This is a genomic window from Streptomyces sp. bgisy159, from assembly GCF_057707805.1.
In genome coordinates this window covers 1-16,269 of the sequence record NZ_JBYIQX010000026.1, presented here as the reverse complement: position 1 = coordinate 16,269, position 16,269 = coordinate 1, and the positions used below count along the sequence as shown (strand labels likewise).

Here is a 16,269-nt window from a genome sequence, read left to right as displayed (position 1 = left end):
CGGTCTCCCCATGGCCGTGCGACCCGCGGCCCGCAGAAGGAGTCAGTGTTGAGCAGCAGTCCCTCTCGCAGACGCACCTCCCACCCCGCGTACCGCAGGACCACGGCCGTCGCCCTGGTGGGCGTGGCCGCACTGGTCGCCGCCGCCGTGCAGTCCGGTGCGGCGACCGCCGCCCCGCAGAGCGCTCCCGCGGCGGCCGGTGCCGCGGTTCCCGGCGCCGACGCCGTCCAGCTCTCGCCGTCGCAGCGCGCCGAGCTGATCGGGCAGGCGAACGCCGACCGGACCGACACCGCCAGGTCGCTGGGCCTGGGCGCCCAGGAGAAGCTGGTCGTCCGGGACGTCGTCAAGGACAGCGACGGCACGGTCCACACGCGCTACGAGCGCACCTACGCCGGGCTGCCGGTCCTCGGCGGCGACCTCGTGGTGACGACCACCAAGGCCGGCGCGACGCGCGGCGTCGTGAAGGCCACCCGCGCCGCCATCAAGCCGGCCACCACCGCGACCGCCGTGTCCACCGCCAAGGCGGAGCGGCAGGCGCTGTCCGCCGCGAAGGCCGAGGACGCCAAGAGCCCGGACGTCAACGGGGCCCCGCGCAAGGTGATATGGGCCGCGAGCGGCACTCCGACCGTGGCGTGGGAGACGGTCGTCGGAGGCTTCCAGCACGACGGCACCCCGCAGGAACTGCACGTCATCACCGACGCCACCACCGGCGCGCAGCTGTACCAGTGGGAGGCCATCGAGACCGGCACCGGCAACACGGTGTACTCGGGCACGGTGAACCTGACCACCACCCAGTCGGGTTCGTCGTACAACCTCACCGACGGCGCGCGCGGCGGGCACAAGACGTACAACCTGAACCACGGCTCCTCCGGCACCGGCACGCTCTTCTCCGGCTCCGACGACGTCTGGGGCAACGGCAGCCCGTCCAACGCGGAGTCCGCGGCCGCCGACGCCCACTACGGGGCCGCGCTGACCTGGGACTACTACAAGAACACGCACGGCCGCAGCGGCATCCGCGGTGACGGCGCGGCCGCCTACTCGCGCGTCCACTACGGCAACAGCTACGTGAACGCGTTCTGGTCCGACAGCTGCTTCTGCATGACGTACGGCGACGGCTCGGGCAACAGCAACCCGCTCGTCTCCATCGACGTCGCGGGTCACGAGATGACCCACGGCGTCACCTCCAACACGGCCGGCCTCAACTACAGCGGTGAGTCCGGCGGCCTGAACGAGGCGACCTCCGACATCTTCGGCACGGCCGTCGAGTTCTACGCCAACAACTCCTCCGACGTCGGTGACTACCTCATCGGCGAGGAGATCGACATCAACGGCGACGGCACCCCGTTGCGCTACATGGACAAGCCGAGCAGGGACGGCGCGTCGAAGGACTACTGGTACTCCGGTATCGGGTCGGTCGACGTGCACTACTCCTCGGGCCCGGCCAACCACTTCTTCTACCTGCTCAGCGAGGGCAGCGGCACCAAGACCATCAACGGTGTCACCTACAACTCGCCGACGTCGGACGGCCTCCCGGTGACCGGGATCGGCCGCGCCAAGGCGGAGAAGATCTGGTTCCGCGCGCTGACCACGAAGTTCACCTCGACCACCAACTACGCGGGCGCCCGCACCGGCACCCTCGCGGCGGCCGGTGAGCTGTACGGCACGACGTCCGCCGAGTACAAGGCGGTGCAGGACGCCTGGGCCGGCGTCTCGGTCGGCTCCCGCTCCGGCGGCGGCGGTGGCGGCGGCACCACCTTCGAGAACGGCGCCGACGTGTCGATCCCGGACAACGGCGCGGCCGTGACCTCCTCGATCACCGTCTCCGGCCGGTCCGGCAACGCGCCCTCCAACCTCCAGGTCGCGGTCGACATCGTGCACACCTACATCGGTGACCTCCGGGTGCAGCTCGTCGCCCCCGACGGCACGACGTACCTGCTGAAGGACTACGGCACCGGTGGCAGCTCGGACAACATCAACACCACCTACACGGTGAACGCCTCCTCCGAGACCGCCAACGGCACCTGGAAGCTGCGCGTGCAGGACAACTACTCGTGGGACACCGGCTACATCAACAGCTGGAGCCTGACCTTCCCGTAGTCCGCCGGTAGCAGCGACGGACACGGCACGAGTCGCCGAGCAGGGCGCCGTCCCGGTGGGTTCGAATCCCGCCGGAACGGCGCCCGTCCGCGTTCGCGGCCACCCCGGACAGGGCGCCTCCGGGGGCCGCCGTACGCTTGGGCCCCATGTCCTTCACGTACGACGACGTCGGCGCGACCCGCGAGCCGGGCTTCTGCCCGCCCGGCTTCCACCCGATGCTGGTACGCACCCGCATCGGCGAGGGTGAGGACGTCTTCCGCAGAGCCGCCGACGCCGTCCAGACCTGGGAGATGCACCGCGCCCTGGGTGTCGGGGTCGAGGCCACGGCGGACCGGGCCGCGGAGGGCGTCGAGGTCACGGTCGTCCTCGGCGGCGTCATCAAGGCGCCCTGCCGCGTGGTGTGGACGGTGGCGGAGCACCGGCGCGCGGGCTGGGCGTACGGCACGCTCCCCGGTCACCCCGAGTGCGGTGAGGAGGCGTTCGTCGTGCAGCGCACCGGCGACGGGACGGTCTGGCTGACGGTGTCGGCCTTCAGCCGCCCGGCCAAGTGGTACGCGAAGGCGGGCGGCCCGGCGACCCGGGGACTCCAGCACGCCTACGCCCGCCGGTGCGGCGCGGTGCTGCGCCGGCTGTGCGCGCCGGCCGACGCCGGCTGACCGCACGCCGTACCCGGGGTCCGGCTCCCCGCGGCGGCGTGCGGCGGCGCGGGGAGCCGGAGCGGGCTCAGAGGGTGCCGGCCAGGGACACCGGGCCGAGGGTGCCCGTCACGCCCCGGACGGTGACCGTCTCGGCCGGGGACCAGGTCCTGTCCGTGTGGCGGACGATGTGCAGGATCCGGCCGTCGGCGGTGGTCACGGCGAGCTGGAGTTCCCCGTCGACGGTGCCCGCGCCGACGGACGTGGCCGTCACGGCGCCGAGGTAGCCCTTCAGGTCGCCGAACTGCGCCCAGGTGCCGTTGCCGTACCGCATGGCGTGGTACTGGCGGCTGCCGCCGTCGGTGGCGATGACGAGGTGGGCGTCGCTGCCCGCGCCCGCCATGGTGACGGCGGTGACCGGACCGGTGGCGCCGGCCGCCCGGGCCACGTCGCCCCAGACCGTCCAGACCCCGGAGGTCCGGCGGACGGTGTGGTACGCCTTGCCGCCGCTGACGGCGACCAACTGGAGCTCACCGCCGGCGGAAGCGGTGGCGACGGCGGTGACGGTGCCGATCGGGCCGCCGGTGGCGACGGCGACGTCACCGAACCGGGTCCACCTGCCGTCGGCCCCGCGGACCGTGTGGTACACCTTGCCGCCGGCGACCGCCACGACGTGCAGGCTGGTGCCGATGGACACGGCCGACACCCGGGTGACGTCGTTCAGCGCGCCGGCCTGGGAGTTGACGTCGCCGAAGGTGCCCCAGGTGCCGTCCGCCGACCGTACGACGTGCCGCAGGTGTCCGTCGCCGCCGAGCGCCACCACGTGGGTGTCGCCGTTGATGCCGGCGACGGCGGCCGCCCGCACGCCGCCGATGTCACCGGCCTCCGACTGGACGTCGGTGAACGCGGTCCACGACCCGTCGGCCAGCCGGATCCCCTGGTAGAGGCCGGTGCCGGCCTGGACGACGGTCTCGGCCTTCCAGCCGGGGGTCAGGGCCCGCACGTCCTGGACCCAGTCGGCCAGGTCGTCGATCCGGGCCGACACGGCTCCGGTCCGGGTCTCCGTCGCATCCGTGCCGAGACAACCACCCTGCCAGGAGCGGCTGTTGACACCCACCAGCTCACCCTGGGCGTTGAGCAGGGGGCCGCCGGTGTCGCCCTTGCAGATCGCGTCGGTGCCCTTGCCGGTGATGGACAGCGTGGTCGCGTCGGCGGAGTCGAGGGTGAACGCGCCGGTGTGCGGCCGGTCGGGGACCCACACCGTGCCGGTCCGGCCGAAACCGGCCGCCGTCAGCTCGCTCCCGGTCTGGGGGCTCGCGGTGGCGCGGCGCACCCCCGCCAAGCCGGTGGCGGGGGCGGCGAGGCGGGCGAGGACCAGGTCGCGGTCGGTGCGCGGCCGGAGGTCGACGACCGCCGCGGCCGTCCCGTCGCTCAGGGTGGCGGTGGTCGGCAGGGCCGGCTTCCCCGCGGGCACCAGGTGCTCACCGGGCGTCTGGGCGAAGCAGCTGGCGGCGGTGGCCAGCCACCACTGGTCGATCAGGGTCGCGGTGCAGCCGCGGGCGTCGGCCTCGTCGCCGATGGTGAGCCGCACGACGGACGCCGGCTGCCCGTCGGCGGCCTGCGGACCCGTCACCGCCCCGGCGGGCGCGGGCGCCAGCAGTCCGGCCGACGCGGCGGCGGCGGCGGTCATCAGCAGGGCCGTGGTCCGCGCCGGGCGCGGACGGGATGCGAGCATGTCTCTTCCTTCGGTCGGCTTGCGGATGTGCGGCGGAGTCACGCGCTGGTCCGGATCTCGACGAGCATGAACTCGCGGCCCTGCTCGTCCGCGCTCTCGCCGACCGGGGTCCAGCTGTTCTTCGCGACGTCGAAGCTCTTCTCCTCGGTGCCGGTGGTCATGTCGACCTGGGTGGCGTAGTCGTTGCCGCGCACGCCGTACACCGAGGGGATCTCCAGGGTCAGCCAGCCCGAGGTGCCGGTGACGTCGAAGCAGACCTTGTCCTTGCTGCGGGCCCAGACCTCCAGCTGGCCGGTCCCCGTCACGCAGTCGGCGAGCGTGATGTGGCCGTCGCCGCGCTTGAGAGTGATGCCCTTCTCCGCGAGGATCTGGTCCGCGCCCGGGTAGTTGAAGTCCTCCACGGCGTAGCCGGGGGCCTCGTCGGCCACGGCCTGCACGGGCGTGCCACCGGCGGGGGCCTGAGCGCCCGGCGTACCGCCCGCTGTCGCGAGCCACGCCAAGGCGCCCGCCCCCACGGCCGCGCCAACAGTTCGCACAATCAGCTTTCGTGTCTTCACCTGGGCGACCTTAACAGGCTGTTTCACTTTAGTGAAAGCATTTGATCACCGAGGCTCATGCGATGCAGCCGTTCACATGCAAGAATCCCTGCTTCGACGTGCTACCTCGACGCGTCCGACACACCTATATGTGCAGTCGCATGCGACAGGCGTGATAATGCTCGGACCGCCGGATGCAGCGAGAGGTGAGCAAGCGTGAGTGAGCCCGAGGGAGAGCGACTGGCGGCCCGTCTCGAGTACCTCTTCGAGCATGTGCAGCCGCTGGGCAGACGCCACACCCTTCAGGAGGTGGTCGACGGCATCAAGGCGGTCGACGAGCCCGGAGGCGTCTCGCTCTCGGTGGGCCGTCTGTCGATGCTGCTCAACGGCAAGGCACCCAATCCCACCGTCGGGACGCTGCGCGCGCTCGCCGACTTCTTCGGTGTGCCGGTCGGCTACTTCGTCGACGACGCCGTCGCCGACCGGACCATGGCCCAGCTCGCCCTCCTCAAGGCCATGCGCGACCACGACGTGAAGGCGGTCGCCCTGCGCGCGGCGGCGGTGGCCACCCTCTCCGCCCACGGCCTGGACGTGGTGCGCGGCCTCGTCGAGCAGTCCGCCGACCGGCCGCGGGAACCCGGCCGCCCGAACTAGCGTCTCCCCTCCCGTGACATGACCGGGCGGCACGCCGCCGATCGGGCCGGGGGGAAGGGAACGGGGTGCTTCACGGCATCGGGGCACGGGCGGGGTCGTGGTCCGACTTCCGGGACCGGTGCGACGCCATCCTGGACGACCTGCCGCTGCCCCGGGCGCGGCCCCTGACGATCGACGCGCTGTGCGCCGCGATCGAGCGCCGGCACGGCAGACCGCTGACCCTGTCGCCGCTGCCGGAAGACGCGGGGGCCACCGCCCATCTGTGCGGACTGTGGATCAGTCTCGGCCACGCCGACCACATCTTCTACGAGACGTCCACCAGCGACCTGCACCAGCGGCACATCATCCTGCACGAGCTCTCCCACCTCCTGCTCGACCACACCACCCCCGGTCATGAGGACGACGGCGACGGCGGCGGGGGCGGCGTCGGGCACCTGCCCGGCATGGAGTCGCTCTTCCCCGACCTCGACCCCGCCATGGTGCGGCGGCTGCTCGCCCGGGGCCGCACCGACTACACCGAACTGCAGGAGCAGCAGGCCGAGCTGATGGCCACGCTGATCCACCAGCGGTCGGCCGGTCACGGACCGGACGGCCTGCCGCCGGCCGCCGACGGGTCCGAGGTCCTCGGCCGGCTGGCCCGCGCCCTCGGAGCGGAGCGCCCCCGATGACGGCGATCCGACCCTTCGAGGCCGTCCTGCTGGTGCCGATGTGGTCGCTCACCGCGTACACCGCCCGCCGCTGCCTGCGCGGCGGCGCCGGACCGGAGTCACGGCCGTCCCGGACGCTGGCCGCGGTGGTCGCCCTCGTCACCCTGTCGGTCACCGTGGGGGTGCCGGCGGTGCGCCGGGTGATCGACGGCGCCACCGGTGTGCAGAGCGTCACCAACCTCGTCGGCCATCTGCTCGGCATGTCCGCGATCACCTGCCTGACCGCCTTCGTGCGCCAGATGTCCGCCCCCGCCGACGTCGTCACGACGCGTGGCCGCCGCCCCGGCGAGTGGCTGCCGCTCCCCGTGGCCGCCGCCGCGCTCGGCACGGCGTTCTTCCTGGCCCCCCGGCCGGCCGGTGAGCAGCACCTGCTGACCGCCGCCTCTTCGCCCGCCCACGTCGCCTACTGGAGCGTGTTCCTCGGCTACGTGACCTGGGGCGTGAACGCGATCGGCGTGATGTGCCTGCGGCACCGCCGGCAGGCGCCGCCCGGCCCCCTGCGCACCTCGCTCACCCTGATCGGCGCGGGCGCCGCGACCGCCGCCGGCTACGCGCTGCACCGCTGGGCCTACCTGGCGCTGCGCGGCTTCGGCGGGCCGTTGTTCGACGACGCCGTCGTCGTGCCCACCACCCAGGTCCTGCTGACGGTCACCCTGCTGCTGTCCGGGACCGGATTCGCCTGGCCGGCCCTCGCCGAGCGACGGCGCTCCCGCGCCGACCGCCGCGCGCTGCGCCGCCTCGAACCCCTGTGGCGGCTGCTGACCGGCGCCGTGCCCGAGGTCGTCCTCCCGCTGCCGGCCCCGCTGCGCGCCGAGCCCGCCCTTCTGCTGTACCGGTACACCATCGAGATCAGCGACGCGCTGCTCGCCCTCGACCGGTTCCGCGACCCCGGCATCGAGGCGACGGCCCGGGAGCGGCTGGCCGCGCTCGGGTTCACCGGTGCCCGGCTGGCGGCGGCCACCGAGGCCGTCGCCCTGCGCCACGCGGTCGGCCGGGCCCGCGCCGCACAGCCCGCCGCACCCCCGGCCGACGCCCGCCCCCGGCCTCCGCGCGACACCGCCGGCCCCGGGGGCGATCCGTCCGCGTGGCTGGGACGGGTGGCCGTCCACTGCGGCCACCCCGTGGTCCGCGACCTCGCGGCCTCCCTGCCCGTGCCGGCCGGCACCGCCCGTGAGCGGGACATCCCGGACCCGCCGCCGAGCCCGCTCCGGCACCGCGGCACCACCGCACCGCAGCGGACGGCCGAACCGCAGCGGACCGCGGCGGACCGCAACGGGCCCTAAGGCGGTCCCGGACGGGCCCAAGGCCCCCGCGGTGGTGGACCGCAGGGCCGTTCCTCGGCGCCGGCGGGCTCCGTAGCGTCGGGCGCATGGAGAGCAAGCCCCCGCGTCACCCCGCCATCCGCCGTCGCGCCCTCGTCCTGGGCAGCGCGGCCACCGCTCTGGGCCTGGCCGCCGGCATCGGCATCGGGTTCGGCCTGGACGACGGTTCCCCGGGCACCGCCGCCACCCCGGACGTCCCGGCCGCCGCACCCGCCGCACTGGTCGTCCCCGCGCACACCACCGGCAAGGACGGCACCGTCATCCCGTACGGCAGGGCCGGCGCCCCCGTCACCCTGCACGTCTACGAGGATCTGCGCTGCCCGTACTGCGGCCTCTTCGAGCAGGAGCTCGGCGGGACCGTGGACTCCCTCGTCGCCTCCGGCAGGGCGAAGGTGGAGTTCCACCTGGCCGCCTTCCTCGACAAGCGGCTCGGCGGCAAGGGGTCCCGGACCGCGCTCGGAGCGCTCGGGGCCGCCCTGAACGAGAGCCCCGCCCTGTTCAAGGCCTACCACTCCGCCCTCTACGCGGCCCAGCCCGAGGACGAGACCACCGACACCTTCGGCTCCACCGGCAAGCTGCTGGAGATCGCCGGGAAGGTGCCGGGGCTGCGCACACCCGCCTTCAACAAGGCCGTGAAGGAGGGGACGTACCTCGCCTGGGCCGACAAGGTCGCCGACGCCTTCTACACCAGCGACGTCACCGGCACGCCGACCGTCAAGGTCGGCGACACCCCCGTCGCGGTGATCGACGACAGCGGCAAGGCGGTCGGCGCCGACCGGTTCACCCGCCAGGTCGACGCCGCCGCGGCCGGGCGGTGAGCCGCTGACTACCGCAGGAGCACCCCCGACTGCTCCGCCAGGTCCTCCGCGGGCACCGACAGCAGGCCTAGTTCCGCGCCGGACGCCAGCAGGTGGTGGGCGGGCAGGATGCGGACCGTGTAGCCGAAGGGCCCGGTGCGGTCGAGGGAGAGGGGGCCCTCGTACAGCCAGCGGCCCTCGGTGTCCGGCCCCGCGGTGGGTTTCAGGGCGACCGTCGTGGCGTCGGCGAGCCGGTCCTCGGAGTCGACCCGTCCGGACAGGGACTGCACCTCCACGTCGTCGGGGCGCAGGTCGCCGAGGCGGACCCGGACCCGCAGCGCGAGGGTGGTGCCCAGTTCGGCGGTCGCGGTGCTCGTCGAGGTCTCGACGTGGTCCACGGCGACCCGCGGCCAGGCCGAGCGGACCCGCGCCTTCCAGTCGGCCAGCTCCCGCGCCGCGTCCGGACGCATCGAACGGTGGGCCAGCGCGGCGGGGGTGTACAGCCGCTCCACGTACTCGCGGACCATGCGGCCGGCCAGCACCTTCGGCCCGAGCAGGGTGAGGGTCTGGCGGACCATCTGGATCCAGCGGTCCGGCAGCCCCTGCCGTCCGCGCTCGTAGAAGCGCGGGGTGACACGCTGCTCCAGGAGGTCGTAGAGCGCCGCCGCCTCTATGTCGTCACGCCGGTCCGCGTCCGTGGCCGCGCCGTCCGCGGTGGGGATCGCCCAGCCGAAGTCCGGCTGGAACCACTCGTCCCACCAGCCGTCCAGGACCGACAGGTTGAGGCAGCCGTTGAGGGCGGCCTTCATCCCGGAGGTGCCGCACGCCTCCAGCGGGCGCAGCGGGTTGTTCAGCCAGATGTCGCAGCCCGGGTACAGCTTCTGCGCCATGCCCATGCCGTAGTCGGGCAGGAAGACGATGCGGTGGCGCACCCGCGGGTCGTCCGCGAACCGCACCAGCTCCTGGACCAGGCGCTTGCCGCTGTCGTCCGCCGGGTGCGCCTTGCCCGCCACGACGATCTGCACCGGCCGCTCCGGATGCAGCAGCAGTTCCATGAGCCGGTCCCGGTCGCGCAGCATCAGCGTCAGCCGCTTGTACGAGGGCACGCGGCGCGCGAAGCCGATGGTGAGGACGTCCGGGTCGAGCACCCCGTCGATCCAGCCCAGCTCGGCCGTGCCGGCGCCGCGCTGCCGCCAGGACGCCCGCAGCCGCCGCCGCACCTCCTGCACCAGCTGTTCGCGCAGGTCGCGCCGCAGATCCCAGATCTCCTGGTCGGGGATCTCGGCGACGGAGTCCCAGCGGTCGGAGCCACCGACGCTCAGGGCGTCCTCGGCGCGCTGGGCGCCGATCTGCCGGGCGCCGAGGCGGAACACCTCCGGGGCGACCCAGGTCGGGGCGTGCACCCCGTTGGTGACGGAGGTGATGGGTACCTCCTCGGGGTCGAAGCCCGGCCAGAGCCCGGCGAACATCTGCCGGCTGACCCGCCCGTGCAGCAGCGAGACGCCGTTGGCGCGCTGAGCGAGCCGCAGCCCCATCACCGCCATGTTGAACAGGTTGGGCTCGCCGCCGGGGTAGGTCTCCATGCCGAGGCCGAGGACGCGGCCGACGTCGATGCCCGGGAGTTCGGCGTCCGGCCCGAAGTGGCGGGCGACCAGTTCGCGGTCGAAGCGGTCGATGCCGGCCGGGACGGGGGTGTGCGTGGTGAAGACCGTGCCGGCCCGTACGGCCTCCAGCGCGGAGTCGAAGTCCAGCCCGCCGTCGGTGCCCTTGTCGCCCCTGCCGTCGCACAGCTCGGCGATCCGCTCCAGGCCGAGGAAGCCGGCGTGGCCCTCGTTGGTGTGGAACACCTCCGGCTGCGGATGCCCCGTCAGGCGGCAGTACGTCCGTACCGCCCGAACCCCTCCTATTCCCAGCAGCATCTCCTGCAACAGGCGGTGCTCGCTGCCACCGCCGTACAACCGGTCGGTCACCCCGCGCTCGCCGAACTCGTTCTCCTCGACGTCCGAGTCGAGCAGCAGCAGCGGCACCCGGCCGACCTGGGCCAGCCAGATCCGGGCGCGCAGGGTCCGGCCGGCGGGGAGGGCCAGCTCGACCTGGGCCGGGGTGCCGTCCCCCTCCTTCAGCAGGACCAGGGGCAGCTCGTTGGGGTCGAGCACCGGATAGTGCTCCTGCTGCCAGCCGTCCCGGGACAGGGTCTGCCGGAAGTAGCCGTGCCGGTAGAGCAGCCCCACGCCGATCAGCGGGACGCCCAGGTCGCTGGCCGCCTTCAGATGGTCGCCGGCGAGGATGCCGAGACCTCCGGAGTACTGCGGCAGCGCCGCCGTGATGCCGAACTCCGGCGAGAAGTAGGCGATCGCCGCGGGCGGCTCACCGCCCTGCGCCTGGTACCAGCGGTCGCCGGTCACATAGTCGTGCAGGTCACCGGCGGCGGCGGCCAGCCGACGCAGGAACCGGCGGTCCTCGGCCAGCTCGGCGAGCCGCTCGGGGCGCACGCTGCCGAGGAGCCGTACCGGATCACCGTCGGAGATCGCCCAGCGCTCGGGATCGACGGACTGGAAGAGCTCACGCGTCTCCGCGTGCCAGGACCAGCGCAGATTACGGGCCAGATCGCTCAGGGGCCTCAAGGGGTCGGGGAGAACGGGCCGGACGGTGAATCGACGGATCGCCTTCACATTCCACCTCGTCGCGCGTGCGGAGGGGGACGCACCGCGGTGTGCGTCCCGTCGTCAGTGTCGACGGTAGCCGTTACTTGGGGGTTGATGTGGGTGTGTCCGGGTGAGTGGCGTCGACGAAGTCGATGTCCGGGGGGAGAGTGTGGCCCAGTTGTTCGAGACGGCGGGCTACGGCGGGGCCCGGGGCCGGCCCCAGGGTATCGGGTCGCTCCACCCCTCGGTCGGGCCGACTCCGTGCGCGGAGGTCAGGCCGCCTTGGCGGCGGCCACTTGCCGTGCCCGTTCCTCCAGGTACCGCGCCGCCGCCACCCCGCGGTACGGCGGGAGCGCCTTGAGCATCGCCTTCAGGTGCTCATCGCCGCGGGCCGACGAGATCGCCATGTGCTCGTCGAGGAAAGCGTTCCAGCTCCGGCAGGCGGCCTCCACGTGCCCGGTGCGGAACTGGCGCTCGGCGATCACGCCGAGGCAGTGCAGCCTCCCTTGACGCTCCAGCGGGCTGCGGGCCGCGTTGGACCGACGCAGGGCCTTGATCGATCCCTCGGGGTCCTTGAGGTGCCAGCGCACGTGTGCCTCGTGGAAGAAGTAGGCGGCCTGGTCGTAGCCGCCCACGGCGTCGCGTCGGTCCTCGGCCCGGGAAAGCGCGGTCTCGGTCTCCCGCAGCCGGGTGAGGGCGGTGTGCCGGTCGCCGGTCATCGCCGCCGAGGCGGCCTGCTGCCCGCGCAGGAACGCCACGAGACGCGGCCCCGAGGCCGGCGCCGCCTCGGCCGCCGAGTCCGCGAGGTCGAGTGCCTTCTTGCCGTGGCCCAGGTGGCCGGCCTGGAGACTCATGCCGCGCAGGGTCCGGCAGTAGGTGACGTGGTCCCCGGCTTCGCCGGCGAGGTCGAGGGCCCGTAGGTAGTACTTCTGTCCCAGGCCCTGCTGGTTCTCGTACATGGCCATCCAGCCCGTCAGGTACACCAGGTCGGCGGCGGCGGCTTTCATGTCCGCCTGGACCCGCTCGGTGCCGGAGGCTCGCAGGTAGGGACCCACGCTGTTGACCAGGAACGCGGCGGCCATCGGGCGGGCGTGGCCGGCGCCCACCTGGTCCAGGATGTCGGCGATCTTGTCCGTCATCGTGCGCACGGTCTCCACGTCACCGGAGCCGAGGCGTACCGTGCGCCCGGCCGCCGCGGCCCGGGTACGGTCCGGGCGGTCGGTGACGTCGTCGAATCTCGGCACGGCCAGCGCTGCGGCGTACATACCGCCCTTGAGCACTCCGCGCCGGGAGGGGTCCATGTCCGCCCGGCTCAGGTCGATCACTCCGGAGACGGTGTCGCCGGGATCGGTCGCCGGGCTCTCCCAGCCGATCTCGGCGCACGTCACGGGCCGGGCCAGGAACCGCGAGAGCGCCTCGGCGACGGCGGGCCGCGCCTCCGACTTCGGCACACTGCCGCCGAGCCAGTGCGACACGCTCGTCTTGTCGTACCGCAAGGTCACTCCGAGCTCCCGCCCGACGGCGTTCACCCTCCTGGCCAACTGCGCGTTCTGGATGCCTCCCGCCGTCATCAGGGCCGCGAGAGCGGTGTTCGGGGTTCGGTCACGTCGCGCCATGGAGAACTCCCGGATCGGTTCAACCAGTTCAACCCTCCTCCAACTGTCCCCCGTTCCGGCCGGTCACGTAAGGCGGTTGGCTGATTACCGGCCGTTCGCGCACCGAGATGACCACGAAGGCACGCCCATGACGAGACTCCGCACCTTGATCCCGACCACCTCAGCCAACTGCCCCGCCTACAGCCAGACCCTTCCGTGCGCTCCGGAGACGGCTCGGACAGGCCGTGCGTTCGTTCGTGCCGTGCTTGCCGCCTGGCAGTTGAGCGGCCACGCCGACCGCGCCGCGCTGATCACGTCGGAGCTGGTCGGGAACGCCTCGAAGCACACGTCCTGCCGCCTGATCCGGCTGACGGTCAGACGCCCGAGCCCGGCGTGGGTGCGCGTAGGCGTGGTGGACCGGGCACCGTGGGTCGTGCCGGAACTCCACCCCGCCGGTGACGACGAGGAGTCGGGCCGTGGCCTGCTCCTGATCGACGCCATCGCCGACCGCTGGGGCTACGACCTCAAAGGATCGGGGAGACGCCCCTGGGGCAAGGAAGTCTGGGCGGAACTCCGTGTCGAGGGCGGCCGATGAGCAGTGAACCCGTCGAGTCCGCTCCCCTGCCGCCGGGGTCCATCCATCAGCGGCCCCGCCGCGTCCACGCGCCGCGACGGCGACCAGCCACGCCCCCACGACGAGAAGGAAGCCGCCACCTACGCCGACACCGAGCGGAGCACCACCCTTTCTCCGGCGCTGCTCGACGAGTGGACCCCCGCGTTCCTCGCCCAACTCTGCGCGCCCGGGGCCCAGTTCCTACAAGCCGTCGGTGACGACGGCCGCGAGACGGTCTACCTGTTCGACACCGGTCGTGAGTCCTTCGCGGCTCTCAGGGAGCACAACGGCCAGTGGACGGTGCGCCAGGGCGGGCCGGTCGCGGTCTGGGACGCGGTCGAAGGGGCCGTCGCGGCGTGGCGGGAGGCCGGCGCCCCCGGCATCGACGCGGTGCGTGTGGAGGTCAACCAGAGGTCACATACCTACTGGGTCGACGGCGTTCCAGCCCTCCGATGGGAACACCGGATCGACTGATCCCCCGTCAAGTAGGCCTGTCGGCCAATGCGGCCGGTTTCGCCCCCATGGGCCGTCTTGTGCCGCTTCGCGTCACGCGACAGGCTGCACCCTGACGCCCCCGGGCACGCACCCGGGACGCGTCGAGTCGAGGAGGGGAACTCGAACCATGGCACGGACGCGAACCCGGCGGCTGCGCGCGGTGGCGGGCCTGATCGCGGCGGCCACGGCCGTGACGCTGTCGGCGGCCACCCTGCCCGCGCACGCCGCACCGGAGGGCACCGTCGTCGGCGCCGGGGCGGCCGGCTCCGTCGTCGGGAGCTATCTGGTGACGTTGCGGGAGGAGGTGTCGGCCCCGTCGGCGCGGGGCCGGCGGCTGATCGCCCGGTACGGGGCGACAATCGGCCACACCTACGGCTCGGTCCTCAACGGCTACGCGGTCACGGCCGACCCGAGACAGGCCCGGCGGCTCGCCGCGGACCCGGCGGTCGCCTCGGTCGTCCAGGACACCCGGGTGATCGTCGGCGGAGCGCCGGCGGTCCCGGCCGGCCCGGTGCACGCCCGGCCCGCCGGGGCCGCGGGCGCCACCCCGGTCACCCGGCGCACACCGCCGTCGTGGGGGCCGGACCGGCTCGACCAGCCCCGGCTGCCCCTGGACGGCCGCTACTCCGCTCCGTCCTCCGCCGGTGCCGGGGTGACCGTGTACGTGATCGACACCGGTATCCGGATCACGCACAAGGAGTTCGGGGAGCGGGCGAGCCACGGCTGGGACTTCGTGGGCGGCGACCGCGACGCGTCCGACGGCAACGGTCACGGCACGCATGTCGCGGCCACCGTGGCGGGGGCCTCGGTGGGTGTGGCGAGGCGCGCCCGGGTGGTCTCGGTCCGTGTTCTCGACGACGCGGGCGCGGGCACCACCACCCGGGCCATCGCGGGCATCGACTGGGTCACCCGCAACGCCCGGCAGCCGGCCGTCGCCAACCTCAGCCTGGGCGGTCCGTACAACGCGCAGCTCGACGCCGCCGTACGCGCCTCGATCCGGGCGGGTGTCACGTACACGATCGCGGCGGGCAACGACGGCGACGCGGCCGCCCTGCACTCCCCCGCGGACGTCCGGGAGGCGGTCACCGTCGGGGCGACCGACTCCCGGGACGCGCGCCTGCCCTACTCGAACCACGGATCGGCGCTCGACCTGTTCGCCCCGGGCGGGGCGATCACCTCGGCGTCGCACACGAGCGACACCGGCCGGGCCGTCTACTCGGGTACGTCGATGGCGGCGCCGCACGCGGCGGGCGCGGCGGCGCTCTTTCTCGCCGGCCACCGGACCGCCACTCCGGCGCAGGTGCAGAAGGCGCTGGTCTCCGGGGCGGTTCGCGGGAAGGTCTCCGGCGCCGGGAAGGGTTCGCCGAACAAGCTTCTGCAGGTGCCGTAGGCGTGGCGGCACGGTGGGAGCGTCCCGCTCCGTTCGTCCGGGACGGAGCGGGGCAGGTGTGAAGACATACGCGCGAGTAGTTAACAAGGTGCCGGATTGCCCACCCGAATAGGGTGGGAAGACACCACCGCAGGACCAATCTCCCACTTCCATCCGCCCACCCTCGTTGCTGCGGACAGGAGCGGTCATGCCCGCCAAGCACCACCCTTCGTCAGCACCCCCGACGCGCCGTACCGAGGCGCCCGACACCCGCCCCGCCGGGCCGGTGACGGCCGTCGGCCGGATTCCGGTTCTCGATGTCCGTCCCGTGGTCCAGCACGGGCGGCGGCCCGCCAAGGCAGTCGTCGGAGAGTCGTTCGAGATCTCGGCGACCGTGTTCCGCGAGGGGCACGACGCAGTCGCCGCCAATGTGGTCCTCACCGGGCCGGACGGCCGCCCGGGTCCGTGGACCCCGATGCGCGAGCTGGCTCCCGGCACCGACCGCTGGGGCGCCACCGTCACCCCGGACGCGCCGGGGCGGTGGTCGTACGCCGTGGAGGCCTGGGGCGATCCGATCGCCACCTGGCGGCACCATGCCGAGATCAAGATCCCGGCCGGCATGGACACGGAGCTGGTGCTGGAGGAGGGGGCGCGGCTGCACGAGCGCGCCGCCGCCGACCTGCCCGAAGCGGAGCGCGACGTGCTGGTGGCCGCCGTCGAGGCGCTGCGGGACGAGTCCCGGCCGGCCGCCGCCCGGCTCGCGGCGGCGCTGGCACCGGAGGTGGACGGGGTGCTGGCCCGGCACCCGCTGCGGGATCCGGTCTCCGCGTCGGATCCGCTGCCGCTGCTGGTGGAGCGGGAGCGGGCGCTGTTCGGTTCCTGGTACGAGTTCTTCCCGCGTTCGGAGGGCACGCCCGAGCGCCCGCACGGCACGTTCCGCACGGCCGCCCGGCGGCTGGAGCCGATCGCCGCCATGGGCTTCGACGTGGTGTATCTGCCGCCCGTCCACCCGATCGGAACGACGTTCCGCAAGGGCCGCAACAACACGCTGTCGCCGGGGCCGGAGGAC

The 16,269-nt window shown here is 73.4% G+C and carries 14 protein-coding genes; 10 read left to right on the top strand and 4 right to left on the bottom strand.

Annotated elements, in window-relative coordinates; genetic code table 11:
• The first annotated feature begins 48 nt into the window (after positions 1-48).
• A complete protein-coding gene (locus AC3ET3_RS23400; RefSeq protein ID WP_432137904.1) occupies positions 49-2,097 on the top strand; it encodes a M4 family metallopeptidase in 2,049 nt (682 codons plus the stop codon).
• Between the two features lie 146 nt (positions 2,098-2,243).
• Complete coding sequence (locus AC3ET3_RS23395) at positions 2,244-2,753, top strand: DUF1990 domain-containing protein (RefSeq protein WP_432137905.1); 510 nt, start codon at positions 2,244-2,246, stop codon at positions 2,751-2,753.
• Between the two features lie 67 nt (positions 2,754-2,820).
• Here the strand turns inward: AC3ET3_RS23395 and AC3ET3_RS23390 are convergent, their stop codons facing one another.
• Positions 2,821-4,467, bottom strand: coding sequence for a S1 family peptidase (locus AC3ET3_RS23390; RefSeq protein WP_432157262.1), 1,647 nt, complete (start codon positions 4,465-4,467; stop codon positions 2,821-2,823).
• A 38-nt stretch (positions 4,468-4,505) separates the two neighbouring features.
• Positions 4,506-5,024, bottom strand: a complete 519-nt coding sequence (locus AC3ET3_RS23385) for a hypothetical protein (protein ID WP_432137907.1) — start codon at positions 5,022-5,024, stop codon at positions 4,506-4,508.
• Between the two features lie 195 nt (positions 5,025-5,219).
• On the opposite strand from AC3ET3_RS23385, the gene AC3ET3_RS23380 reads away from it, so the two are divergent.
• The 4 genes from AC3ET3_RS23380 (at position 5,220) to AC3ET3_RS23365 (ending at position 8,504) form a co-directional block, all read left to right on the top strand.
• Positions 5,220-5,657, top strand: a complete 438-nt coding sequence (locus tag AC3ET3_RS23380) for a helix-turn-helix domain-containing protein (protein ID WP_432137908.1) — start codon at positions 5,220-5,222, stop codon at positions 5,655-5,657.
• A gap of 65 nt (positions 5,658-5,722) precedes the next feature.
• Positions 5,723-6,325: a hypothetical protein gene (locus AC3ET3_RS23375; RefSeq protein WP_435612823.1), complete on the top strand. Its 603-nt coding sequence runs from the start codon at positions 5,723-5,725 to the stop codon at positions 6,323-6,325.
• Positions 6,322-7,647 carry an MAB_1171c family putative transporter gene (locus AC3ET3_RS23370; protein WP_435612822.1) on the top strand — a complete coding sequence of 442 codons (1,326 nt, stop codon included), beginning with the start codon at positions 6,322-6,324 and terminating at the stop codon, positions 7,645-7,647. Before AC3ET3_RS23375 ends, AC3ET3_RS23370 begins: the two co-directional genes overlap by 4 nt.
• An 86-nt stretch (positions 7,648-7,733) precedes the next feature.
• Positions 7,734-8,504 carry a DsbA family protein gene (locus AC3ET3_RS23365; protein ID WP_432157266.1) on the top strand — a complete coding sequence of 257 codons (771 nt, stop codon included), beginning with the start codon at positions 7,734-7,736 and terminating at the stop codon, positions 8,502-8,504.
• 8 nt (positions 8,505-8,512) lie between these two features.
• On the opposite strand, the gene AC3ET3_RS23360 is transcribed toward AC3ET3_RS23365, so the two are convergent.
• Complete coding sequence (locus AC3ET3_RS23360) at positions 8,513-11,155, bottom strand: glycosyltransferase family 1 protein (protein WP_435612821.1); 2,643 nt, start codon at positions 11,153-11,155, stop codon at positions 8,513-8,515.
• 245 nt (positions 11,156-11,400) lie between these two features.
• Entirely contained in the window at positions 11,401-12,744 is a 1,344-nt protein-coding gene (locus tag AC3ET3_RS23355) for an NsdA family TPR-like regulatory protein (protein WP_432157268.1), read from the bottom strand.
• On the opposite strand from AC3ET3_RS23355, the gene AC3ET3_RS23350 reads away from it, so the two are divergent.
• The 4 genes from AC3ET3_RS23350 to AC3ET3_RS23335 all read left to right on the top strand — a co-directional run.
• Positions 12,683-13,318 (top strand): ATP-binding protein, encoded by a 636-nt coding sequence (locus AC3ET3_RS23350; protein ID WP_435612820.1) that lies wholly within the window; start codon positions 12,683-12,685, stop codon positions 13,316-13,318. The genes AC3ET3_RS23355 and AC3ET3_RS23350 overlap by 62 nt on opposite strands.
• A 3-nt stretch (positions 13,319-13,321) precedes the next feature.
• Positions 13,322-13,810 carry a methyltransferase domain-containing protein gene (locus AC3ET3_RS23345; RefSeq protein WP_432137915.1) on the top strand — a complete coding sequence of 163 codons (489 nt, stop codon included), beginning with the start codon at positions 13,322-13,324 and terminating at the stop codon, positions 13,808-13,810.
• 148 nt (positions 13,811-13,958) lie between these two features.
• Positions 13,959-15,221: a S8 family peptidase gene (locus tag AC3ET3_RS23340; protein WP_435612819.1), complete on the top strand. Its 1,263-nt coding sequence runs from the start codon at positions 13,959-13,961 to the stop codon at positions 15,219-15,221.
• Between the two features lie 187 nt (positions 15,222-15,408).
• Positions 15,409-16,269 (top strand): maltotransferase domain-containing protein (locus tag AC3ET3_RS23335; protein ID WP_435612818.1); only part of this gene is annotated, 861 nt, incomplete at its 3' end.